Raw genomic sequence first — 20,701 nt, 5'->3', positions numbered from 1 at the left:
GAGCGGGAACGGGGCGGGGTGGGTGCGGAGCCGCGCCCGCCGGGGCGCCGTCTCAGAGCTCCGGCGCGAGCCCGGGCCCCATGTAGCGCTCCAGGAAGGCCCGCGCGTAGGCCGGGTCGTCGCGCAGCCGGAACAGCCGGGCCCGCCGCAGCCCCTCCAGGTACCCCGCGTCCGGGGTGCCCGGCCGCGGGCCGTGCTGGAGGTGGAGCATGAAGTGGCTGAACTCCTGCACCTGCCACACGTCGGCGAGACGGCGACGCGAGTAGGCCGCCAGCACCTCGCCGACGTCCTGGGCGGCACCCTCGGCGAAGTGCCGGCCCAGGGCGGTCGCGAGATCGGCCGCGTCGGCCATGGCCAGGTTCATCCCCTTGCCGCCGGAGGGCGGCACGATGTGCGCCGCATCCCCCAGCAGCGCCACCCGGCCGAGGTGCATGGGCTCCACCACCCGGGTCCGCATCTCCACCAGGGAACGTTCCAGCACCGGCCCTCGCCGCAGCGTGCCCGGCGGTAGCGCCAGCCGCTCGTCCAGCTCCCGCCACACGCGGTCCTCGGGCCAGTCCGCCGGGGTCTCGCCCTCGGCGGCCTCCAGATACAGGCGCGTGACCTCGGAAGAACGCAGCATCTGCCCCGCGAACCCGGCGCTGTGCTGGCCGTAGACGGTGTGCGGCGCGAAGGGCGGGGTCTGCGCCAGGACGCCGAGGAGCCGCACGCCGTGCTGGACGTCGTACTCGGTGAAGGCCCCGGCAGGCAGCGCGGCACGCACCGGACCGTACTGACCGGCCGCCTCCGCCACCACCTCGGCACGCACCACCGTGCCGTCGGCGCACCGCACCAACGGCAGTCCCCGCTCGGTGCCGAGGCCGACGACCGGGCGGCCCGCCAGCAGGGCGCCGCCCGCCGACTCGTACCCGTCCAGCAGGTCGGCCACCACCTCCTGCTGGGGGTAGACGAAGCTCGGGGTGTCGCCGCACAGCTCCGCGTAGTCCAGCCGCACGACCTCGCCCTCGCACCGGAACTCGCACGCGGTGTGCGGCAGGCCCTCGGTGCGCAGCCGCTTCGAGAGCCCGAGGCGGTCCATGAGCTGCACGGTGCGGCGCTCCAGGAAACCGGCGCGGGCCCTGGCCAGCAACTGGTCGCGGTCGAACTTGTCGATCACCACGCAGTCGACGCCCCGCTCCCGCAGCAGCGTCGCCAGTGTCAGCCCGGCGGGCCCGGCGCCGACGACCGCCACCTGGGTCTCCATGGTCCCCACCACAGTGCTCCTTCGCTCGTACTCGGCAAAAGGGTAGGGAACCGCCGCAGAGCGGATCACGGGCGGGGTGACCGGAGCACCGTCCGCGCTCGGCCCGGTGCCCACGGTGGCGGCGCACGGGTGCCGGCCCTGGCCCCCGGGTGCGCAGGGCGGGCCTCGGCCTGCCGTCCGCCCCGCACCCCGGCAGGGCCCCCGCCCTCACCGGTTGCGTCCCGGAGGCCGTGGCGCGCCTCGTCGAGGAGGGACTGCGGGCCCGCAGAGCCGGCTACCCCGCCTCGGTCGGCATCTTCAGCGAGGGCCACACCGCCTTCTTCCTCGACGGCGCGTGGGAGGCGAGCTCCTTCCCGGCCGTGTCCACCGCTGCGCGGACGGCGCGACCCGCAGCGCCCGGGGCCGGGGACTCAGCGGGCGAGGAGCCGCATCGGGAGGGAGCGGGGGGCGAGGACGGACCGGGCTGCGGGACCGGCCTGCGTACCGGGAACGGCGGTCGGCCGCCACCGGGCGAGGACCGAGGCGAGCGTGAGGACGGCCTCGGTGAGGGCGAAGGCCTCACCGACACAGCGGTGGGCGCCCAGCCCGAACGGCACGAACTCGCCCGCCACGGTCCTGGCCGCCACCTCCCGCTCGTGCGCTTCCCGGTCGGCGGCCCACCGGTCGGGGGCGAACGCCAGCGGCTCGGCGTAGAGATCGGCGCGCCGGTGCACCACGTACGGGCTGAAGACCAGCGTGCTGCCCGCCGGCAGATGGCGCCCGGCAAGCGTCGTCTCCCGGGTGGTGGTCCGGGGGATCACCCAGGCCGGGGGACAGAGCCGCAAGGTCTCGGTGACGACCTGCCGGGTGAACGGCAGCCGGGGCAGGTCCTCGGGGCCCGCGGTGCGCTCGCCCAGCACGGAACGGGCCTCCGCGTGCAACCGGGCGTCGATCCCGGGGTGGCCGGCGACGAGGTGGAACGCCCAGCCCAGGGCGGCGGCGGTGGTCTCCGCCCCGGCCAGGACCAGGGTGGTGGCCTGCTCGTGGATCTCCGCGTCCGCCAGGGGAGAGCCGTCCGCCGAGCGTGCCGTCAGCAGATGGTCCAACGCGTTGTGGGCGGCCCCCGGGGAACCGTCGCCGGCCAGCTGCTGGACCACGGCCCGGCGGTCGCGCAGCAGACGGTCGGCGTGCTCCCGCCACCGCGTGATCGCCGCGGCGTAACGGCGGTTGCCGCCGGTGGGAAGGCGGGCCGCCCACGGCAGCAGCGCACGCCAGTACACCCCCCGCAGGAAGACGTCGAGGCAGTGCTGCAGTTCCCGCTGGTCCGACGGGTCCAGCCCGGCTCCGAAGAGCGCGCGGACCGTCGTAGTGGCGGACAGTGCGAAGAGCGACGCCATGAGGTCCACCGTGCCGCCGGACTGCCAGCTGTGCGTCGCCTCGCCGATGGTCCGGCGCATCGCCGCCGCGTACCGCTCCATGTGGTCGGCGCGGAAGGCGGGTTGCAGCAGCCGGCGCTGCCGCCGGTGGTCGGCGTACGGGCAGGTCGCCAGCCCGTTCCCCAGTGCCGCCCGGGACCGTTCGTAGAGCGGACCGTCGCGGTCGAAGAGGCGGTCGTCGGTGAGGACCGCGCGCACCAGTCGCGGATGGCACACGAGGTGGACGGGGCGGCGGCCCAGCCGGATCTCGACCAGGTCCCCGTGCCGGGCCGCCTCGCCCAGCAGTTGCAGTGGACGCCGCGCCATCACCGGCAGATGACCGACCCCCGGCAGGCTTCCCGGCGCGCGACCAAAACGCAGGGGGACCGCAGCGCTGCCGCCTGCCTGACCGAGTGTCACCACTGCCTCCCGGAGCACGCCCTCGACGCGGGACTCCACTGTAGGGGCCGCCCCCTGGAGCGCGGGCGCGGTGCACGGAGACGGAGGGGCAGCTGCGGCTCGGACAGACCGCAGGCCGCCGCCGGTCCGGCAGGGCTGAGCTCCGGACGGGCGGCGGCCTGCGGGGCTGCCTGGTCGCGCCGGCCCGGGGCGGCACGGCGGATGAGTCGCCGTCCTGCCGTGCCGGGCCGGCCGCGGCCACGACGTGCTGCGTCAGTCGGCGCTGCAGTGGTTGCCGATCGCCGGGTTGAGCGCAGCGATGATGTCGATCGTGTTGCCGCACACGTTGATGGGCACGTGGATCGGAACCTGGATGACGTTGCCCGAGAGGACACCGGGTGACTTCGCGGCGACGCCCTGAGCGCCGGCGTCCGCGAAGACGGGGGCCGCTGCGGCAAGAAGTGCTGTCGCCGACAGGCATGCGGCGCTGACAAGGACGCGAGGACGCATGGTTGCTCCTGTTCGTAGGGGTCGATCTGCCGACGCCATCGAAACAGCGGGGCCCGGCGGCAGGCCGGATTCACCCGCTCGTGGGCGTCGCCGCACGCCGGCCCGCCCGTCGGCGCCGGGCCTCCGGTCAGGTGATCCGCCGCGGACGGGCTGCGCGGCCCCGGCCCGCCCTGCCCGACCGCCCGCGCCCTTGCACGAGGTTCCTCCGCCACGCGGGTGCTCTCTCGGGACGTGCTCCGCGCCACCGGTCCCGGGTTGCCGGCGGTGACCGACAATGCGGGCCGGGCGCGCGGCACCCGCAGCGCCGACACCTGGTCCGCCCTCGCCGCCCGGGCCCCAGCCGACCTGCGGACCGTCGAACCGCCGGCCGACGCGCGGCCGGCGCAGTCCCACCGGACCATCTCGCAACGCTCGGGAGACCACGTGCGCATCCTGTTGATCGCCGACAGCTTCAACAGCCTCACCCAACGGGTCCAGGCCGAACTGCGGCAGGGCTCTCACACCACCGCCTTCGCCCGCGTCACCGACGAGGAGTCGGTCCGGGCGGCCGTGCGCCACCACCGACCGGAGTTGGTGGTGGCGCCCATGCTCACCCGCCGGGTGCCGCAGGACGTCTGGTCCGCCCACACCGTGCTCATCGTCCACCCAGGACCGCCCGGCGACCGCGGGCCCTCCTCACTGGACCGTGCCGTCCAGGCCGGCCGCACCGAGTGGGGGGTGACGGTGCTCCAGGCCGACGCGGAGATGGACGCCGGACCGGTCTGGGCCGACGTCCGCTTCCCCGTCCCACCGGTGGGCAAGAGCGACCTGTACCGCGGCGAGGTCGCCGACGCTGCGGTGGAGGCGGTGCTGCTCGCCGTGGCACGGTTCGCCTCCGCCACCTGGACCCCCCGCTCCCAGCAGGACCTGGAACCCGTCGTGGCCCCCCTGCTGCGGCAGTCCGAACGCCGCATCGACTGGCACCGCGATCCCACCGCGACCGTCCTGCGCAAGCTCCGCGCCGCCGACTCCCAACCCGGCGTCCTGGACACCTGGCTGGGGGCGGAGTGGCACCTGCACGGCGGTCACCCCGAGGACCGCCTCCGGGGCGAACCGGGGGCCCTTGTGGCGACCCGGTGCCAGGCGGTCTGCCGGGCCACGGCCGACGGCGCCGTCTGGATCCCGCAACTCCGCCCCCGGCGCCGTCCGGGCGGCCCCACGACCTACACCCTCCCCGCCACCCTCGCCCTGGCGGACCGGCTGCCCACCGTCCCCGAGGTACCGGCACCGCCCGCCACCGAGGACGGCGCGCACACCTACCGCGATGTCCACTACCGCGAGAGCGGCGGGGCGGGCTTCCTGCACTTCACCTTCCCCGGCGGTGCGATGAGCACCGAGCAGTGCGAGCGGCTGCTGGCCGCCTACCGGTACGCGTGCACCCGCCCCACCCGCGTCCTGGTCCTGGGCGGCCCGCGCGACTTCTTCTCCAACGGCATCCATCTCAACGTCATCGAGGCTGCCGCCCACCCGGCGCGCGAGGCCTGGCGCAACATCCAGGCCATCGACGACCTGGTGGAGGCCGTACTCACCACCACCGACCGGCTGGTGGTCGCCGCACTCGCCGGGAACGCGGCGGCCGGCGGAGTGATGCTCGCCGCAGCCGCCGACGAGGTGTGGTGCCGCGACGGCGCCGTCCTCAACCCCCACTACCGCCTCATGGGCCTGCCGGGCTCCGAGTACTGGACGTACTCCCTGCCTCGCCGGGTCGGTGCCGAGACCGCGCACACGCTGCTCGGCGCCGCGGAGCCCGTCACCGCCGGTGCGGCCCGGGACCTCGGACTCGTCGACCGCGTCGTGGCCTCCCCCGTCGGCGACTTCGCCGAAGAGGTCCGGGCCATGGCGGTGGAGCTGGCCGAGGACGCCTCGCTCGGCCGGCGTCTCACCGAGAAGAAGGTGCGCCGCGCGGCAGAGGAGTCCCGGCGCCCGCTGCGCGCCTACCGGGACGAGGAACTCGCCGCGATGCGGGCCGTCTTCGACGACCCGTCGGCCGCGTTCCACACCCTGCGCTCGGCGTTCGTGCACAAGACGCCGGCAACGTGACGGGGTGGCGGCCCCACGGCGGCCGTGCCCGCGTACCGTTGACCGGTGCAGGCCCCGGCGCCTCCGCGGCAGGCGAGGGCGCCGCTTCGCCCGGCCTGCGCCCGACACCCGGCCGGCGCCCCGGCGCTGTCCGCCGACCCGGCAAGGGGGCACCGTGCCGTACGTCCGCGTCGAGAGTCCGCTGCTGCGCCTCGCGTCCCCGCCGGGCACCCGCGTGCTGGTCGACCGCAGCCTCCCCCTGCCCCTTCGCGCCCGGGGGGCCGCGCCGCCGCTGTGGTTGCCCTCGCTGGCACCTCCTGCGGCGCTGGCCCGGTGGTACCTGGAGACCTCCGCCCCGTTCGCCTCCTTCCGCGAACGCTATGCAGCGGGCCTGCAACAGGAGCCCGGACTCGGCGCGCTGCGGCGGCTGCGGGTCCTGGCGATGTCCTCGCCACTCGTCCTGCTGACCTCCGCGGTCCCGACGCACCTCAGCCACGCCGCCGTCCTGGCCGACCTGCTCCGGCCCCGGTCCTCCGAGCAGGACCGGCAGGAGGGCGGCGACCCCTCCTGCTGGCTGCACCGGGTCTGCCCCGAGTGCGGACGGGTGGCCGAGGGCGCCGGCCCCGGCTCGTGCGCCCACCACCGAAGTGGAGGAGGCGGTGGCGGCCTGGGGCGAGCGCCGGACGGGGCGGGCACCGCACCTTCGGGCGAGGCCGCTGCCGGGTTCTGAGCAGGCCCCCGGGCAGCAGGCGACGCACGACGCAGAGCGCGCTGCGCCCCGCTCTCCTCAGCTACCGGACAGGCGCGTCAACCAGTCGTCGAGCAGGGCCGTCTGGCGCTCGGGCGGGAACTCCTCCGGCGCCAGCAGCGCCTGCACCACCAGCCCCAGCACGAACGCCTGGGTCTCGGCCGCGATCTCCTCGACCGGGCCGGACCTGGACAGTTCGCCGCGTTCCCGGGCGGCTGCGAGGTGCCCGGCCAGCCTCTCGCTCGAGGCGCGGTACCGCGCGGCGTGGTCGGCCGTGAGGCGGGGGTCGGCCAGGGCCACGCCCCAGGAGGCGACCCAGACGCGGTTGTCCGCGGTGCTCCGCCGGTCCAGGGGCAGCATGTCCAGCAGTGCCGCCCGCAGGGACGGCAGCCCCTCGGCTGCGCCCTGCCGCCGCGGGCGGTCGCGGCTGTGCGCGTCCAGCAGCCGCAGGGCGTGGTCCAGAAGGTCGCGCTTGGCGGGGAAGTAGTGCGTGAGCAACCCCGTGGTGGCCCCCATCTCCGCCGCCACGGCCCGCAACGTCAGCCCCTCGAAGCCCCGTTCGGCCAGCACGCGCCACACGGCCCGGGACACGTCGCGCCTTCGGGCCTCGTGGTCTCCTCGCGCCGGTGTCATTCGGTTAAGGTACCAAACACTTGTTATGTACCCGTCGGAGGGCCCATGTTCGCCATACCGCTCACGACCACCGAGCCCGCCGCCGAGCTCCGGCCGCTGGAACCCTGGCAGGCCCCGGAGTTCCTCGCCCACATGGACCGCGCCAGGGAACACCTGGGCCCCTGGATCCCGTGGGCCACCCGCTCCACCGATCTCGCCTCCGCCCACGCCACCCTCCAGCTCTACGCTGACAAACAGGCGGCCGACACCGGCCGGATCTACGGCATCTGGCGGGAGGGAACGCTCGTCGGCGGTGCCATGTTCGTCGACTTCGACGCCGGGCTCGGCAACTGCGAGGTGGGGGTGTGGACCGAGCCGGCGGGGGAGGGGCACGGCCTCGTCACCGGTGCGGTGCGTTACCTGATCGAGTACGCCCTGGTGGAGCGCGGCATGCAGCGCGTGGCGTGGCACACCAGCCCGCTCAACGTCCGCAGCCGCCGGGTCGCGGAACGCCTCGGCATGCAGTGCGAGGGCGTCCTGCGCTCCTGCTTCCCCCACGACGGGGTGCGGCTGGACAAGGAGGTCTGGTCGCTGCTGGCCGCGGAGTGGGCGGGCTCACCGCTGCGGCCCTGAGGAGCGGTCCCCCGCTGTGGGCCGGTCAACTGCTCACGCGCGCCGGGGCGTACGGGGTGCGCGAGAGCGCTCGCGCACCCTCACACCGCGGCAGCAGCACTGGTCGTGGCAGCCTCGGCCAGGCGGTGCAGGGCGCGGGCCGCAGCGCCGCCCGGCGCCGGGGCGAAGACGTGCACCACGAGCCCGGTCTCGCCCGGGGCCGCGGGGACGTGCAAGGTCTCGTAGTCCAGGGAGAGGACGCCGACTGCCGGATGGCGCAGCCGCTTCCGGCCCGCGGTGCACATCACCACCCCGGCAGCGTCCCAGAACTCCCGGAAACGGGCGCTGCGCTCCGCGAGTTCGGTGACCAGCCCGGTCAGCCGAAGGTCCTGCGGGTAGCGTCCGGCCGCCACCCGCAGCTGCCCGACGGCCTCCGCCGCCCGCTCCTCCCACTCCGGGAAGACCTCGTGGGAGGCCGGGTCGAGGAAGAGGAACCGGGCGTTGTTCCGGTCGCGGCGGCGGGGGTCGGCCAGGCCGCCGAGAAGTTCGGAGCCCAGAGCGTTCCAGGCCACCACGTCCAGACGGTGGTTGCCGGCGTAGGCGGGCATCCCCGCCAGGCCGTCCAGGATGCGCTGGAGTACCGGGCCCACCCGGGAAGTGGGCCCCGGGCCGCGCCGTGCCTCGGCGAGCGTGGCCAGGTGCCGGCGCTCGGCCGCGTCCAGACCGAGCGCTGTGGCCAGCGCGTCGAGCACCTCGGGCGAGGGCTGCGTCGACCGCCCCTGTTCCAGGCGCACGTAGTAGTCCACGCTGATGCCCGCGAGCTGGGCGAGCTCCTCCCGGCGCAACCCGTGCACCCGCCTGCGCCGCCCACCGGACAGCCCGACGTCCGCCGGGGAGACACGTCCCCGGCGGGCGCGCAGGAACGCGCCGAGAGCCCGCCGGGCGTCCCCCACCCCGTCCACCGCGACCGCTGCCGTGCCGCCGAAGTCGGCAGCGCGGCGGGCGCCTGCCGCAGGCCCGGCCGTCCTCACCTCGTCCATGCGTCCCAGTATGCGTGGTCCTCCCGTTACCAGGAACGCCGTACCACCGGTGAGACGGGGCGCTGGCTACCGTCCGGGGGCAGGACCACAGTGGCGGCATGAGCCACACCACCTCTCCGCAGCAGAAGAAGATCCTCCTCGTCACCGCCCATCCGGAACCCCGCTCGCTCAATGGCGCCCTCAGCTCCTTCGCTCTCGCGCACCTGCGCGCGGCGGGCCACGCCGTCCAGGTCTCCGACCTCTACGCGATGAAGTGGAAGGCCGCCGTGGACGCCGACGACTACCCCGGACGGCCGGAAGGCCGGTTGTGGGTGATGGCCGACTCCGAGCACGCCACCCTCGCCGGCAGCCTGTCCCCGGACGTCGCCGCCGAGCAGGAGAAGGTGCGCTGGGCGGACGCGGTGGTCCTCCAGTTCCCGCTGTGGTGGTTCTCGGTGCCCGCCGTCCTCAAGGGCTGGATCGACCGCGTGTTCACCAGCGGCTTCGCCTACGGTCCTGCGGTGCCCCCGCCCTATGGCGAGGGCGCTCTGGGTGGACGGCGCGCCCTGCTCGCGGTGACCGCCGGCGCACGGGAGACGGCCTTCTCCGACCGGGGCATCCACGGCCGGCTCGCCGACGTCCTCCACCCCGTGCAGCACGGGCTGTTCTGGTTCACCGGCATGGCCCCGCTCGAACCGTTCGCCGTGTACGGCTCGAACGAGGTGTCGCCGGAGCAGTTCGCGGCGGCGAAGGAGAGGTACGGCAGGCGCCTGGACGGCCTGTTCACCGACGCCCCGGTGCCCTTCCGGCCGCTGGCCGGCGGCGACTACGACCACGACATGCGGCTGCTGCCCGGAGTGGAGCGACCGGGCACGGACGGCCTGGATCTGCACGTCCGGCGGCGGGACTGAACCAGGACGGCACCGCCCGCACGGGTGGTCATGCAAGGGGGGTATCACAGGCTACAAAATTCGACATGGACGGGAATGAGGAGCGGCCCTACGGTCGACAACCAGCCACCGGCGCCTGTGGCTTGGACCACATGCGGCAACGCAGCCGCCACCCTCACGGCCCAGGGAGACTGACCTCATGCCCGCTCTCGACAGGCAGGGCGAGACGGCGACCGCCGCCCCCGCCAGGACCACGGCAGGACGACTCAGGTACCTGATCCTGGCCATGTTGTTCGTCGTCACCACGATCAACTACGCCGACCGGGCCACCCTGTCCATCGCCGGTGACCCCATGCAGAAGGACCTGCACATCAGCTCGGGCGAGCTGGGCCTGCTCTTCTCGGCCTTCTCGTGGTCCTACCTCGTCGCCCAGCTTCCCGGCGGGTGGCTGCTGGACCGCTACGGGTCGAAGAAGGTCTACGGGACGGCCGTCCTCCTGTGGTCCCTGCTCACCATGGCGCAGGGAGCCATCGGTTTCTTCGCCGGTGCGGCAGCCGTCCTGCTGTTCGTCCTGCGCTTCCTCGTCGGCTTCGCCGAGGCCCCGTCCTTCCCCGGCAACTCCCGTATCGTCGCGGCCTGGTTCCCGGGCCGGGAGCGCGGATTCGCCTCGGCGCTGTTCAACTCCGCCCAGTACTTCGCCACGGTCGCCTTCGCGCCCCTGATGGGGTGGCTGGTGGTCTCGGTCGGCTGGGAGCACGTCTTCACCGTCATCGGCGGCCTCGGGGTGATCCTCGCGCTGATCTGGACCAGGGTCATCCATGCCCCGCGCAGCCACCCCCGGATGACACCGGGCGAACTCGACCACATCGCCGCCGGCGGCGCCCTGGTCGACATGGACGCACCCACCGCCGAGGAGGACGCCCGGGCCAAGGCGGCCACCAGCGGCAGGCAGAACCTGCGGCACATCAAGGCCATGCTGAAGAACCGCACCATGCTCGGCGTCTTCGTCGGCCAGTACTTCATCAACACCATCACGTGGTTCTTCCTGACCTGGTTCCCCGTCTACCTGGTGCAGGAGCGCGGCATGACGATCCTGGAGGCGGGCGTCGTCGCCTCCCTGCCGGCGCTGTGCGGTTTCGTCGGCGGAGTCCTCGGCGGTTTCCTGTCCGACCTGCTGGCCCGCCGCGGGCTGAGCCTGACGGCCGCCCGCAAGATCCCCATCGTCGTCGGCCTGCTGCTGTCGACCAGCATCATGGTCTGCAACTACGTCTCGGCGTCCTGGCTCGTGGTCCTCATCATGTCGCTGGCCTTCTTCGGCAAGGGGCTGGGCGCCCTGGGCTGGGCGGTCATGGCGGACGTGTCCCCCCGGCAGATCGCCGGCCTGGCGGGCGGCCTCTTCAACGCCTTCGGAGCGGTCGCCGGCATCGTCACCCCGCTCGTCGTCGGCTACCTGATCGACGCCACCGGCGGCTTCGCCCTGGCCCTCGTCTTCGTCGGCGTCTGTGCGGCCCTCGCGGTCGTCGGCTACCTCGTCATCGTCCGCGACATCCGGCGGCTGGACCTCTCCGAGCTCGAAGGCCCCGCGGCCACCCCGGCCCGCTGAACGCCGTTCCCGCGCGGGGACAGGGCGGCTCCTGGGCGGGCCGGGCAGCGCACTCGGGGGCGCGGCCCGGCCCGCCCGCCGTGGCGAGGGGCGCTCAGGGCCGGCCGGGCAGCGAGGAGCAGGTGGAGCCGGCGGTCTTGCCGCGGAGGCGGTCGGTCAGCCAGGAGATGGCGTCGCCCTGGTCGGTGAGGAGCGGGACGATGTGGTTGGTGAGGAGCTTGTCACCCAGGTCGGGCAGCCTGACGGGCACATAGGTGACGTCACCGCCGAGGCTGCACCAGTCGGAGGCGAGCCGGCGGGCCTGGGCGTGCGGCACGATGTCGTCCTCGACCCCGGTCGCCAGCCGGATCGCCCCGGACGGCTTCGACCGGCCGATGCGCTGGGCGTCGAGGAAGTTGCGGATCTCCGGCTCAGCGTCGACCAGGGAACTCAACGACCGGCCGTCCTTGGTCCACTTCGTGCTCCTGGTGAAGCCGTAGGAGAAGATCGCGTCCCCCACGCACATCGTCGAGGCGTCGGCCAGGGCGGCCTTGCCGGCGGCGTTGAGGTGGGCGTCGACGATCTTCTGCAACGCGGGGTCGCTCTGCACCGCGCCGTTGACCGACCAGGCCAGCGCGCCGGCCAGCGCACTTCCGTCTATCCCCTTGATCACCTCGGTGAGGTCCGCCGGCGGGGCGCCCACGTAGGTCCCGGCGAGGGTGAGTTCGGGCGCGTAGGAGGACTGGAGTTCGGCCGCGGCGGCACTGGCCCCACCACCCTGGCTGTACCCGTACAGGCCCAGCGGCGAGGACTTGGTCAGTGAGGTCCCGGGGAGGGCGTGCGCGGCGCGGACCGCGTCCAGCAGGGCGTGACCCTCGTCGACCCGGTTGACGTAGGTGTGGAGACGGTCGGTGGCGCCGAGCCCGGCGTAGTCGGTGACGACCACGGCGACCCCGGCTGCCAGGAGCCGGTAGACGGAGACGTCCTCGTACCCGACCGTGACCGTCTCGGAGTTGATCGTGAGCGGGTGCTCCAGGGCGAGGGACGCCGCACACTGGTCCCCCTGACCGAGGGTTCCCGGCGCGAGGGCCACCAGCGGGCGGGGGCCGGCACCCTTCCAGGCGGCGCTCGGCTCGATGTAGGCGCCGGTCACCGCGACCGGCCGGCCGCCGGAGTCCGTGGACTTGTACATCAGGCGTGTGGCCCTGCCCGGCAGGGGGCCGTGGAGGCCGGGCAGGCTCAGCGCCAGTGGGAGTGGTTCGGTGCTGACCAGGGCGCCGTTCGCGGCGGGCAGTCTGGCCGGCGGGGTGTAGAAGTCCGGGATGGTGACGCCCCGGGAGACGACACCGCCCGAGGCCTGGGCGGGGGAGGCGGGCAACACGGCCACCCCCAGGCCCAGGGCCGCCGCGAACGCCGAGGCCAGAACCCGCCGGGCGGGACGGAAGGGGGATGCGGGGAGGGGCCACCGCCCCGGTTGCCGGCCGGGTGGACCGGACGGGGCTGCGGGGGGCCGGGGGACGGGTGCCGTACGGGACCGCAAGGTGGGACGGAGAGGTTTCACGGCTCACTCCTCGCTCTGCTCCGCTGCAAAGTGAGGAAAGTGAAGCACCGCCCCCTTACCCGAGGTAACCCGTCAGTAAGTTACGGACCGGTAACCATTGGTCGGGCCCTCCCGGCGGTGGGACGGACCGTCCGCCCGGCCCGCTCCGCCCTGCAGACCGATGCGCGCGGCCCTCCACCGGACGTTCCCGGTGCCGGCGGTGGGCTCCTCGTGCACTCGGCCCGCAACCGCGGGCCCGGCTCGGACGGCGCCCTCCGGCCGGGGCGACGAGGGCGTGCTCAGCGGCCGAGGGCCCTGCGGAGCTGGTCCTTGGACATGGTCGAGCGGCCCTCGACGTTCTTCTTCCTCGCCTCGGCGTAGAGCTGGTCCTTCGTCGGCCCCTGGGGCCCGCCGCCCGAACGCTCGCCACCGCGCTGGGAGGCGGACTTGCTGTCCCGCAGGGAGGTCGTCCCGGCGCTGCGGGACTCGCCCGAGCGGGCCCGTTCCTTGTTGACGGTGCGCGCGGCGATCTCCTCGGCGCGCCCTTCGGAGGTACCACGGCTGCGGGCGCCCTCCTTGATGTGCTCGTACTGCCGTTCCCTCTTGGCGTTGGATCCAGCGGGCATGTGGTGCTCCTGTAGGTTGTCGCCACTTCCTTCTTCGGCCGGCAGCCGGGTGCTGAGAGGTACCACCGGCTGCTCGGCGGGCCGGGCCCGGCAGGGCGAAGGCCGAGCGGCGGTCCGTAGCCGCCCGGCCCGCACCGCCGCTCGCGGGTCCCTGCCGTGTGAGGCGCTACCGCCCTCCTAACCGCCCACCGCCGCCCCACACGTCCCACCCGGAGGACCGCCCTCACCGCCCCCGCCCGGGCGACGCCTGCCGGGGCGGTGCCACCCCCGGCTCCACCGCGCTACGGGCCGTCCGAAGCGCCGGCCACGGTGAGGTGGCTCGTCCCCGACGACGTCACGACGACCCGGTCGCCGGCAGCCCAGCGCACCACGCGCTCGCCGAGGCCGCGCCCGTCCACGTGGTGCAGGAAGTCCGCCAGGGGAGAGTGGAAGGCGGCGTAGTCGTCGTAGTGGACCGGCAGCACGGCTCGGGGCCCGGTCCGCGAGACCAGCTCGGCCCCCTGCGCGCCGTCCATGGTCACCACCAGGCCGCCGGGCAGGGTCGTACCGCCCAGGTGTACCACGGCGCAGTCGGTGTCCGGGAAGCGCCGGGCGATCTCGCGCAGACCCTCGAAGACGAGGGTGTCCCCGGTGATGTACAGCCGAAGCCGCGCGGGGCCGCCCACCTCGCCGAACTCCAGGACGCTGCCCATCACCGGGGGCAGCAGACGGGCGGCCGGCCCGAGTGCGTGCCGACCGGGCACCGCGTGGACGCGCACCAGCCGGCCCTCGCGGCTGAGCGCGTGCTGCTGCCAGGGGTGCAGGCCGATGGTGTCGCGGCAGCCGTGGAAGCGGCTCAGGCGGCGGGCGGCCTGCGGTGTGGTGATGATCGGCAGGGTCCGGTCCAGGTGTCTGCGGGTCACCCGGTCCCAGTGGTCGCCGTGCAGGTGGGAGAGGACGACCCCGTCCAGGTCCGGCGGGATCCGGGAGGCGTCCAGCGCCGGTTCGGTCAGTCGCCGGGTCGCCAGCCCGTGCCCGAGGTACGCGTACTGGCCCTGATGCAGGAAATTGGGGTCCGTCAGGAGCGTCAGCGGACCGTAGCGGATCAGCAACGTGGCGTTGCCCACGAAGAGGATCTCCAGCGCCTCGTCGGTTCCGTGCTCCATGGGCTCCGCACCTCCGCGTCCTTGGGGGCTGGAGGGCCCGGGTATCCGCTCGTCGACGGGCTGATGCGCGCGAGGCCGCGAGGCTTCCGGCGACCGGGTCCGCCGCGGTTGCGGAGGTGGGGGTCCGGACCTTCGGAACGGGTGCTGCGGGGCTCAGGACGGCCGGCCCGCACCAGGCTCCGCCCGCGTGCCGTCACCGCTCGGCCTCCGGGGCGCCGGTCGCCGCCAGTATGCGCCGGGCACGCTCCTGCACCCGCCTGTCGACCATCCGGCCCTCGACCACCGACACCGAGTCCCCGGCGGCCAGGACGGTGCGCGCCCACCGAAGTTCGTCCTCGGTGGGAGCGAACCCGGCGGCGACCTCCTGGAGTTGGCGGGGATGGACGCAGAGCTTGCCGGTGAAGCCGAGGCGCCCGGCGTGCGCGACGTCGGCGGCGAGCGCGGTCGCGTCACGGGAGGCCCGCGTCACGGGAGGCCCGGTCACGGGAGGCCCGCGTCACGGGAGGCCGAGGCGGGCCGGCGGGTGGACATGGAGGCGGGGAGGGCCAAACTGTTCGCCTCCGAGACCGCCATGCATACCGTGCTGAACACACTGCGCATCCACGGCGGTCACAGGTACTCCACCGAGTTCGACGTGGAACGCTACTTCCGCAACGCCCCCTTGATGATCGTCGGCGAGGGCACCAACGAGATCCAGCGGAACGTGATCGCGAGCCAACTGGTCCAACGCGGCGGACTGGACTGAACCACGCCTCCCGGTGCCGTACCGGACAACGCGTTGCGGTGACGGCGCAGAAGGTACGTTCCGGGACGGCCCCGCGGACAGGGACGGGAAGGGGCCGCAACACCACCGGGGAGCCGCCGGGTCGTTCCGGGCCCCCGGAGGACCGCCGGGGCGGTCCGGGGTTAACCTGACGGCGGATCACCGAGTCGCCTGGAGGGCCCATGAAAGAAACCGAGTGGATGGTCTCCGCGCCGAGCCGCCCCGTGGACCTCCGGCAGGACCAGCCGCACGCCGCACGGGTCTACGACGTCCTGCTGGGCGGCAAGACGAACTACGCCGCGGACCGGGCCCAGGCCGAGAAGATCATGGCCAACATCCCGCAGGCGGTGGCCAGTGCCCGCTCCAACCGGGCCTTCGTCCTGCGCGCGGCCCGTTTCCTCGCCGACTCCGGAATCCGGCAGTTCCTCGACATCGGCACCGGCATACCGACCTCGCCCAACCTCCACGAGGTCGCCCAGAGCATCACACCCTCCTCCCGCGTGGTCTACGCCGACAACGACCCGATCGTCCTGGCGCACTCGCGCGCCCTGCACGACAGCCACCCCGAGGGGCGGACCGCGTACCTCGAGGCGGACGCCTGCGACGTGGACGCCATCCTCACCTCGCCGGAGGTGCGGGAGACCCTGGACCTCGACGAGCCGGTGGCGCTCACCCTGTGCCTGCTCCTGCACTGGCTGCCCAAGAACGTCGACCCCTACCCCCTGGTCCGGCGTTTCCTCGCGGCCCTGCCCGCCGGCAGCTACCTCGTACTGAGCCACCTGGGGAGCGACTTCACCGAGGCCACGAACCAGGTCGAGAAGGACTTCGAGGAGGCCGGTTCGAACGTGCGGGGACGCACCAGGGAAGAGGTGCTGCGGTTCTTCGACGGGCTGGAGCTGGTCTCGCCCGGCGTGGTCGTGCCGCAGATGTGGCGACCCGACCCGATCGACGTCGGCAGCGCCGCGGGGGAGCGGGACGTGCCCATCTGGGCCGGGGTGGCCCGCAAGGACAGCTGACCGGGCGGGGCCGGCCGGCTCTCCCGGTCGTGTGCCGACACCCACCGGACGGCCTGCCGCAGCCCGAGCGGGCCGCGGCCCGCCCGCCGCGGTGTGACGACCGGCCGGGGCACACATGGGCCGTCGGCCCGCTGGGTAGAACCGGGGTGGCGCGTGGCCGCCGGCCCGCCCGACCACCGAGCCCCTTCACCGTCCGGCGTGACGCGCTGCCCCGGCCTCCGCCACCTCGCGAGGACCGGCTCCGCCCGCAACCGGGGCCGGCCGTGCCTTCCGGCATCCGCGGTCGCCGCCACGCCAGGGAGGACGCCATGCCCGACATCGGCATCGTCGGCGCCGGAGTCGCCGGCCTCCACCTCGGCCTGCTGCTGCGCCGGCACGACCTCCCCGTCACCCTCTACAGCGACCGAAGCCCCCGGCAACTGGCCGCGGGCCGGCTGACGGCCACGATCGCCCACCACGCGCCGACCCTGCGGCGCGAGGAGTCCCTCGGTGTCGACTTCTGGCCGGCGGACGAGTTCGGCTACACCTGTCACCACCACTACGTCGGCGGACCGCAACCCCTGCGCTTCCGGGGCGACTTCACCCGCCCTTCGTCCGCGGTCGACTACCGCCTGTACCTGCCGGCCCTCGCCGACGCCTACCAGGAGCGGGGCGGTGAGCTGCGCGTGGGGCGCCTTGCGGCGGACGACCTCACCGTCCTCGCGGACCGGCACGACCTGCTGGTGGTGGCCGCCGGCCGGGGAGCCTTCACCTCGCTCTTCCCGCGCCGCGAGGCCGACAGCCCCTACCGTGAACCGCAACGGAGGCTCTGCGCCGGTCTGTACCACGGCGTCGCCCCGGCCGAACCGAAGGGCGTCACCCTCAGCATCTCGCCGGGCCACGGCGAACTCGTCGAAATTCCGATCCTCTCCCACGCGGGACACGTCACCGCCCTGCTCTTCGAGAGCGTGCCCGGCGGTGACCTGGACGTCCTCAGCGATCTGTCCCACGACGCCGACCCCGCGCTCTTCCTGCGGACGGTGCTGGACAGGCTCGCCACCCACCATCCGGACGTCTTCGCCCGCATCGATCCCGCCGGGTTCCGGCTCACGGGCCCCCTGGACCTGCTGCAGGGCTCCGTCGTACCCACGGTGCGCGCCGACCACGCACGCCTGCCGAACGGCCGGTACGCCCTGGCTGTCGGGGACGCCCACACGGTGGTCGATCCGATCGTCGGTCAGGGCGCCAACTCGGCCTCCCACTCCGCCTGGGTGGTAGGTGAGGCGATCCGTGACGGGCTGGCGCTGGACGAACTGTTCTGCCGGGAGGTCGCACAGCGCCGCGCCGACGTCGTCCTGGGGGCCGCCCGCTGGTCCAACCTGATGGTGCAGCCGCCCCCCGAGCACCTGCTGCAGCTGCTGGCGGCGATGGCCGGCAACCAGGCGGCGGCCGACGAGTTCACCGACAACTTCGGCCACCCCGACCGGCAGTGGCGCATCCTGGCAACCCCTGAGCGGACCCACGCCTTCCTGGCCCGCCACGACGCGGGACCTGCGCCGCGCGACCCCGACGCCGCGGCTCGGGAACCCCGGTAGGCGCTGGACCCGGGTCGCCCCCCACCTCCGGCGGCTGAGCGCTGCCGGTGCCGCCGACTGTTCCCCCCGGGCGCCGGTCGGACGGGGCCCGAAGCGGCGCGTGCCCGCCTCACCCCCTCCTGGCACCCCGAGGGCCCGGCCCGTGTGCCTGCGAAGTCCCGGGTGGACGGGAGTGCGGTGGCGGCAGGCAACCCCCCGAGCCCGGGTTGCGTCTCCAAGATCGGTGAAGGGCGCCGGGGACGGTGCCCACGCCGCCGCCCCGATGGGTGGAGACGGAGAACGCGGGAGACGCCGAACCGGCTATACGCCTCGTGTATACACTGAGGGTATAGTGAGCGTCCGCTCGTGATGCTGCGGAGCCGACGGGCGCAGGTCCGCCATGGTGCCCGCGCGTCCTGAGGCACCGCCGTTCGCCGAGTCCACCGGAGGGCGGGTGCGGCCGTGGCGGGTGCCGCAGCCGCACCCGGGCGCACAGTCCGCGGCATCCGACCCGTGACGGAGAAAGGCAACGCATGTACGGCAAGGCATTCGCCCCCGAGTACCAGGGCGCTCTCGGCTCGCTCTCGGTCAACTCCCCCCTCCCCGAGGTGCTGGCCGAAGGGGTCCGGCAGTTGGAGGCCGCACGGCGTAGGGGAGCCGCGGATGAGGTCGCCCGGTGCGGACTGGCCGTCGCCGAGGCGCACCGGCGCCTGGGCAACGTCGACGAGGCGGAGCAGGCGTGGCGGGACAGCTATCGCACGGCCCGTTCCGCAGGGGATGTGGGGGCGATGGCGTGGGCGGTGTGGAGCGGTGGCACCCTCGCCCGTCAACGCGGCAGACTCGCGCTCTCCCGACGACTGCTGGCGATCGCCGCCGAGTTGGGTGAGCGCGGACAGGACGTCGTCGCCCGCGGCTACTCCCTCGCCGGCCTGGCGGAGACCGGCCGCATCCAGGGTGACTACGAGGGCGTCCGCGTCCTGCACGAGAAGCTGCTGGCCGAGGCGCGAGCCCGCGGTGAGGCCCGGCACACGGTCTGGGCGCTGGAGGGCATAGCCCAGATCCACCGCCAGACCGGTGACTGGGACACCGCGCTGGAGATGTTCGAGGAGGCGGCGCTCATCTCCCGCGAGGCGGACGACCGGCGCGGCCACGCCTGGGCGCTGCGCGGCATAGCCGACATCCTCTCCGCCCGCGGCGACGCCCCGGAACGCGCCCTGGAACTGCTCTCCGAGGCCGAGGTCACCTGCCGCACGATGGGGCTTACCAGCGCGCTCGCCTACAACCACAAGATGCGCGCCAACGTGTTCTACCGTGCGGGCCGGTACGAGGAGGCGCGCGTCTTCTACGCGGGCGCCCTCGAACAGTTCCGCGACATGCGGGAGCTGCGCGGTGAGGCCCTCGCGCGCCTGGGGCTGGTCAAGACGCTCGCCCGGCTGGGCCGGGACCGCGCGGCCACCGGAGCCGAACTGGACGCACTGGCCGGACAACTGGACCGCGTCGGGCTGCAACACGCCCGCCGGATGGTCGACGAGGCGCGCCGTGAACTCGGGCTCACCGCGGACACGCAGGTGAGAGGGGACGAGGCTGAGCACAGGGAGGCCGCCGGGCGCCTCACCGCCGGTGTGGGGGGCCGTCGATGAGCGTCTCCTCCCCGGCCCAGCCCGTCACGGCCCGGCAGGGCGCCGACACCGCCGAGACCTTGCAGCGCTGTCGCGCGCTGGTGCGGCCGGGGCTGGTCGCCGCGGTCGAACGGCTGCACCCGTGGACCGGGGAGATGGCCGCGTACTCGCTGGGCTCCGGCACCGCCTCGGGCCCCGGTGTGCAGTTCGGCGGCAAGGGGGTGCGGCAGGCGCTCGCCGTGCTCGGCGCCGAGGCGGCGGGGGCGCCCGGCGCGGTGGCGGTTCCCGGTGCGGTGGCGGTCGAACTCGTCCACACCTTCTCGCTGCTGCACGACGACATCATGGACGGGGACGAGACCAGGCGGCAGCGTGCCGCGGCCTGGCGGGCCTACGGCACCGGCCCCGCCGTCCTGGCGGGTGACGCGCTCTTCGCGCTCGCCGTGGAGGTTCTCGCCGACGCCCGTACCCCGCACTGCGCCGCAGCGGTGCGCCACCTCTCCCGGACGCTGGCCGACCTGGTGCACGGCCAGGCCGACGACCTCCTCTTCGAGTCGCGTCCGTGGGTCGGCCCCGGGGCGGTGGAAGTGGCGGAGTACCGCGGCATGGCGGGCAACAAGACCGGTGCCCTGCTGGGCTGTTCCCTCGCCCTCGGCGCGGTCCTCGCCGGCGCCCGCGAGGACACCGCCGAGGCGATGGCCAGGGCAGGCCGGCACGCGGGAATCGCCTTCCAGGCGGCGGACGACCTGCTCGGCATCTGGGGCGCACCGGAGCGTACCGGCAAGCCGGCCTACAGCGACCTGCGCCGGGGCAAGAAGACCCTTCCCGTGCTCACGGCGCTCGCCGGGGCCGGCCCGGCGGAGCGTGCTCACCTCGGCGCGTCGCTGGCCGCCGTCGGGGCGGCGGACGGGGCGGTCGGGGAGAGCGGGCTGCGCGACCTGGCCCTGCTGATCGAGGAGGCGGGCGGCCGTGCGGCGACCCTGGCGGAGGCCCGCACCCACCTGGCCCTGGCCCGCACCGCCCTGCTCTCCGTGCCGCTGGCCACCGCGGCGAGGGAGGACCTCCTCCTGCTCCTGGACACCCTCGTCGACCGAGACGGCTGAGGGGTCCTTGCCATATGCCCGCCCGGGCCGCGCGGTCTGGCACCGCACCTCGCGGCGTTGCCGAAAAGCCCTGGTAGCTCCGCTACGAGGACTCTCCGGCGCCTTGCGATGCACGGCACCAGCCCACGCGACCTCATCGGACGGCTCATATTGCAAGGACCCCTGAGGAGGGCGGCCCACCGCCGGCCCGCAGCTGAGCACTTGGGCAGCGCGTGGCGGAGCGGCACGGCAGGTGTGGGCGCGGGGCGCTGGAGGGGCGGTCCGCGTGGGCG

General features: G+C 74.2%; 18 protein-coding genes and 1 pseudogene. 10 read left to right on the top strand and 9 right to left on the bottom strand.

Going from position 1 to position 20,701, the window contains the following annotated elements:
• Positions 1-52: 52 nt before the first annotated feature.
• From ACFV3R_RS25835 to ACFV3R_RS25825, 3 genes are all read right to left on the bottom strand, one after another.
• Positions 53-1,243, bottom strand: a complete 1,191-nt coding sequence (locus ACFV3R_RS25835) for an FAD-dependent monooxygenase (RefSeq protein WP_385587920.1) — start codon at positions 1,241-1,243, stop codon at positions 53-55.
• A gap of 410 nt (positions 1,244-1,653) precedes the next feature.
• The gene (locus tag ACFV3R_RS25830; protein WP_385587793.1) at positions 1,654-3,057 is read right to left on the bottom strand and encodes a cytochrome P450; all 1,404 of its coding nucleotides are present in this window, start codon (positions 3,055-3,057) and stop codon (positions 1,654-1,656) included.
• A gap of 252 nt (positions 3,058-3,309) precedes the next feature.
• Complete coding sequence (locus ACFV3R_RS25825) at positions 3,310-3,546, bottom strand: chaplin (RefSeq protein WP_385587790.1); 237 nt, start codon at positions 3,544-3,546, stop codon at positions 3,310-3,312.
• A gap of 423 nt (positions 3,547-3,969) precedes the next feature.
• Between ACFV3R_RS25825 and ACFV3R_RS25820 the strand changes: the two genes are divergently transcribed.
• Complete coding sequence (locus ACFV3R_RS25820) at positions 3,970-5,625, top strand: enoyl-CoA hydratase-related protein (protein ID WP_385587917.1); 1,656 nt, start codon at positions 3,970-3,972, stop codon at positions 5,623-5,625.
• 154 nt (positions 5,626-5,779) lie between these two features.
• Positions 5,780-6,334 (top strand): DUF488 domain-containing protein, encoded by a 555-nt coding sequence (locus ACFV3R_RS25815; protein WP_385587787.1) that lies wholly within the window; start codon positions 5,780-5,782, stop codon positions 6,332-6,334.
• A gap of 57 nt (positions 6,335-6,391) precedes the next feature.
• Here the strand turns inward: ACFV3R_RS25815 and ACFV3R_RS25810 are convergent, their stop codons facing one another.
• The gene (locus ACFV3R_RS25810) at positions 6,392-6,985 is read right to left on the bottom strand and encodes a TetR/AcrR family transcriptional regulator (protein ID WP_385587784.1); all 594 of its coding nucleotides are present in this window, start codon (positions 6,983-6,985) and stop codon (positions 6,392-6,394) included.
• A 45-nt stretch (positions 6,986-7,030) separates the two neighbouring features.
• On the opposite strand from ACFV3R_RS25810, the gene ACFV3R_RS25805 reads away from it, so the two are divergent.
• On the top strand, positions 7,031-7,597 hold the full coding sequence (locus tag ACFV3R_RS25805) for a GNAT family N-acetyltransferase (RefSeq protein ID WP_385587781.1): 567 nt from the start codon (positions 7,031-7,033) through the stop codon (positions 7,595-7,597).
• 80 nt (positions 7,598-7,677) lie between these two features.
• Here the strand turns inward: ACFV3R_RS25805 and ACFV3R_RS25800 are convergent, their stop codons facing one another.
• Positions 7,678-8,616 (bottom strand): helix-turn-helix transcriptional regulator, encoded by a 939-nt coding sequence (locus ACFV3R_RS25800; RefSeq protein WP_385587778.1) that lies wholly within the window; start codon positions 8,614-8,616, stop codon positions 7,678-7,680.
• A 98-nt stretch (positions 8,617-8,714) separates the two neighbouring features.
• On the opposite strand from ACFV3R_RS25800, the gene ACFV3R_RS25795 reads away from it, so the two are divergent.
• Both ACFV3R_RS25795 and ACFV3R_RS25790 read left to right on the top strand, forming a co-directional pair.
• Positions 8,715-9,506, top strand: a complete 792-nt coding sequence (locus ACFV3R_RS25795) for an NAD(P)H-dependent oxidoreductase (protein ID WP_385587775.1) — start codon at positions 8,715-8,717, stop codon at positions 9,504-9,506.
• Between the two features lie 178 nt (positions 9,507-9,684).
• Positions 9,685-11,088 (top strand): MFS transporter, encoded by a 1,404-nt coding sequence (locus tag ACFV3R_RS25790; protein WP_385587772.1) that lies wholly within the window; start codon positions 9,685-9,687, stop codon positions 11,086-11,088.
• A 94-nt stretch (positions 11,089-11,182) separates the two neighbouring features.
• On the opposite strand, the gene ACFV3R_RS25785 is transcribed toward ACFV3R_RS25790, so the two are convergent.
• The 4 genes from ACFV3R_RS25785 to ACFV3R_RS25770 form a co-directional block, all read right to left on the bottom strand.
• Complete coding sequence (locus ACFV3R_RS25785) at positions 11,183-12,490, bottom strand: lipase family protein (RefSeq protein WP_385587914.1); 1,308 nt, start codon at positions 12,488-12,490, stop codon at positions 11,183-11,185.
• Between the two features lie 416 nt (positions 12,491-12,906).
• Complete coding sequence (locus tag ACFV3R_RS25780) at positions 12,907-13,233, bottom strand: plasmid stabilization protein (RefSeq protein WP_385587769.1); 327 nt, start codon at positions 13,231-13,233, stop codon at positions 12,907-12,909.
• A gap of 281 nt (positions 13,234-13,514) precedes the next feature.
• The gene (locus tag ACFV3R_RS25775; RefSeq protein ID WP_385587766.1) at positions 13,515-14,378 is read right to left on the bottom strand and encodes an MBL fold metallo-hydrolase; all 864 of its coding nucleotides are present in this window, start codon (positions 14,376-14,378) and stop codon (positions 13,515-13,517) included.
• 193 nt (positions 14,379-14,571) lie between these two features.
• Positions 14,572-14,847 (bottom strand): hypothetical protein, encoded by a 276-nt coding sequence (locus ACFV3R_RS25770; RefSeq protein WP_385587763.1) that lies wholly within the window; start codon positions 14,845-14,847, stop codon positions 14,572-14,574.
• A gap of 24 nt (positions 14,848-14,871) precedes the next feature.
• On the opposite strand from ACFV3R_RS25770, the pseudogene ACFV3R_RS25765 reads away from it, so the two are divergent.
• The 5 genes and pseudogenes from ACFV3R_RS25765 to ACFV3R_RS25745 all read left to right on the top strand — a co-directional run.
• A pseudogene (locus tag ACFV3R_RS25765) lies at positions 14,872-15,123 on the top strand (acyl-CoA dehydrogenase family protein); the annotation flags it as partial.
• Positions 15,124-15,323: 200 nt separating this feature from the next.
• Positions 15,324-16,157, top strand: coding sequence for an SAM-dependent methyltransferase (locus ACFV3R_RS25760; protein WP_385587760.1), 834 nt, complete (start codon positions 15,324-15,326; stop codon positions 16,155-16,157).
• A gap of 308 nt (positions 16,158-16,465) precedes the next feature.
• Positions 16,466-17,731: a styrene monooxygenase/indole monooxygenase family protein gene (locus tag ACFV3R_RS25755; protein ID WP_385587756.1), complete on the top strand. Its 1,266-nt coding sequence runs from the start codon at positions 16,466-16,468 to the stop codon at positions 17,729-17,731.
• A 512-nt stretch (positions 17,732-18,243) separates the two neighbouring features.
• Positions 18,244-19,350, top strand: a complete 1,107-nt coding sequence (locus ACFV3R_RS25750) for a tetratricopeptide repeat protein (protein WP_385587753.1) — start codon at positions 18,244-18,246, stop codon at positions 19,348-19,350.
• Positions 19,347-20,429 (top strand): polyprenyl synthetase family protein, encoded by a 1,083-nt coding sequence (locus ACFV3R_RS25745; protein WP_385587750.1) that lies wholly within the window; start codon positions 19,347-19,349, stop codon positions 20,427-20,429. The genes ACFV3R_RS25750 and ACFV3R_RS25745 overlap by 4 nt, the downstream gene beginning before the upstream one ends.
• The last annotated feature ends 272 nt before the right edge of the window (positions 20,430-20,701 follow it).

Source organism: Streptomyces sp. NPDC059740, from assembly GCF_042733155.1.
Classification (GTDB): Bacteria; Actinomycetota; Actinomycetes; order Streptomycetales; family Streptomycetaceae; genus Streptomyces.
Note: the sequence above shows the minus strand (reverse complement) of the source record. Positions and strands in the feature narration are given on the sequence as shown.

What these genes read in the sequence shown, in the direction of transcription:
- ACFV3R_RS25835 (WP_385587920.1), bottom strand. Translation starts at nt 1,243, where the DNA reads ATGGAGACCCAGGTGGCGGTCGTCGGCGCCGGGCCCGCCGGGCTGACA.
- ACFV3R_RS25825 (WP_385587790.1), bottom strand. Translation starts at nt 3,546, where the DNA reads ATGCGTCCTCGCGTCCTTGTCAGCGCCGCATGCCTGTCGGCGACAGCA.
- ACFV3R_RS25810 (WP_385587784.1), bottom strand. Translation starts at nt 6,985, where the DNA reads ATGACACCGGCGCGAGGAGACCACGAGGCCCGAAGGCGCGACGTGTCC.
- ACFV3R_RS25805 (WP_385587781.1), top strand. Translation starts at nt 7,031, where the DNA reads ATGTTCGCCATACCGCTCACGACCACCGAGCCCGCCGCCGAGCTCCGG.
- ACFV3R_RS25800 (WP_385587778.1), bottom strand. Translation starts at nt 8,616, where the DNA reads ATGGACGAGGTGAGGACGGCCGGGCCTGCGGCAGGCGCCCGCCGCGCT.
- ACFV3R_RS25795 (WP_385587775.1), top strand. Translation starts at nt 8,715, where the DNA reads ATGAGCCACACCACCTCTCCGCAGCAGAAGAAGATCCTCCTCGTCACC.
- ACFV3R_RS25790 (WP_385587772.1), top strand. Translation starts at nt 9,685, where the DNA reads ATGCCCGCTCTCGACAGGCAGGGCGAGACGGCGACCGCCGCCCCCGCC.
- ACFV3R_RS25780 (WP_385587769.1), bottom strand. Translation starts at nt 13,233, where the DNA reads ATGCCCGCTGGATCCAACGCCAAGAGGGAACGGCAGTACGAGCACATC.
- ACFV3R_RS25775 (WP_385587766.1), bottom strand. Translation starts at nt 14,378, where the DNA reads ATGGAGCACGGAACCGACGAGGCGCTGGAGATCCTCTTCGTGGGCAAC.
- ACFV3R_RS25760 (WP_385587760.1), top strand. Translation starts at nt 15,324, where the DNA reads ATGAAAGAAACCGAGTGGATGGTCTCCGCGCCGAGCCGCCCCGTGGAC.
- ACFV3R_RS25755 (WP_385587756.1), top strand. Translation starts at nt 16,466, where the DNA reads ATGCCCGACATCGGCATCGTCGGCGCCGGAGTCGCCGGCCTCCACCTC.
- ACFV3R_RS25750 (WP_385587753.1), top strand. Translation starts at nt 18,244, where the DNA reads ATGTACGGCAAGGCATTCGCCCCCGAGTACCAGGGCGCTCTCGGCTCG.
- ACFV3R_RS25745 (WP_385587750.1), top strand. Translation starts at nt 19,347, where the DNA reads ATGAGCGTCTCCTCCCCGGCCCAGCCCGTCACGGCCCGGCAGGGCGCC.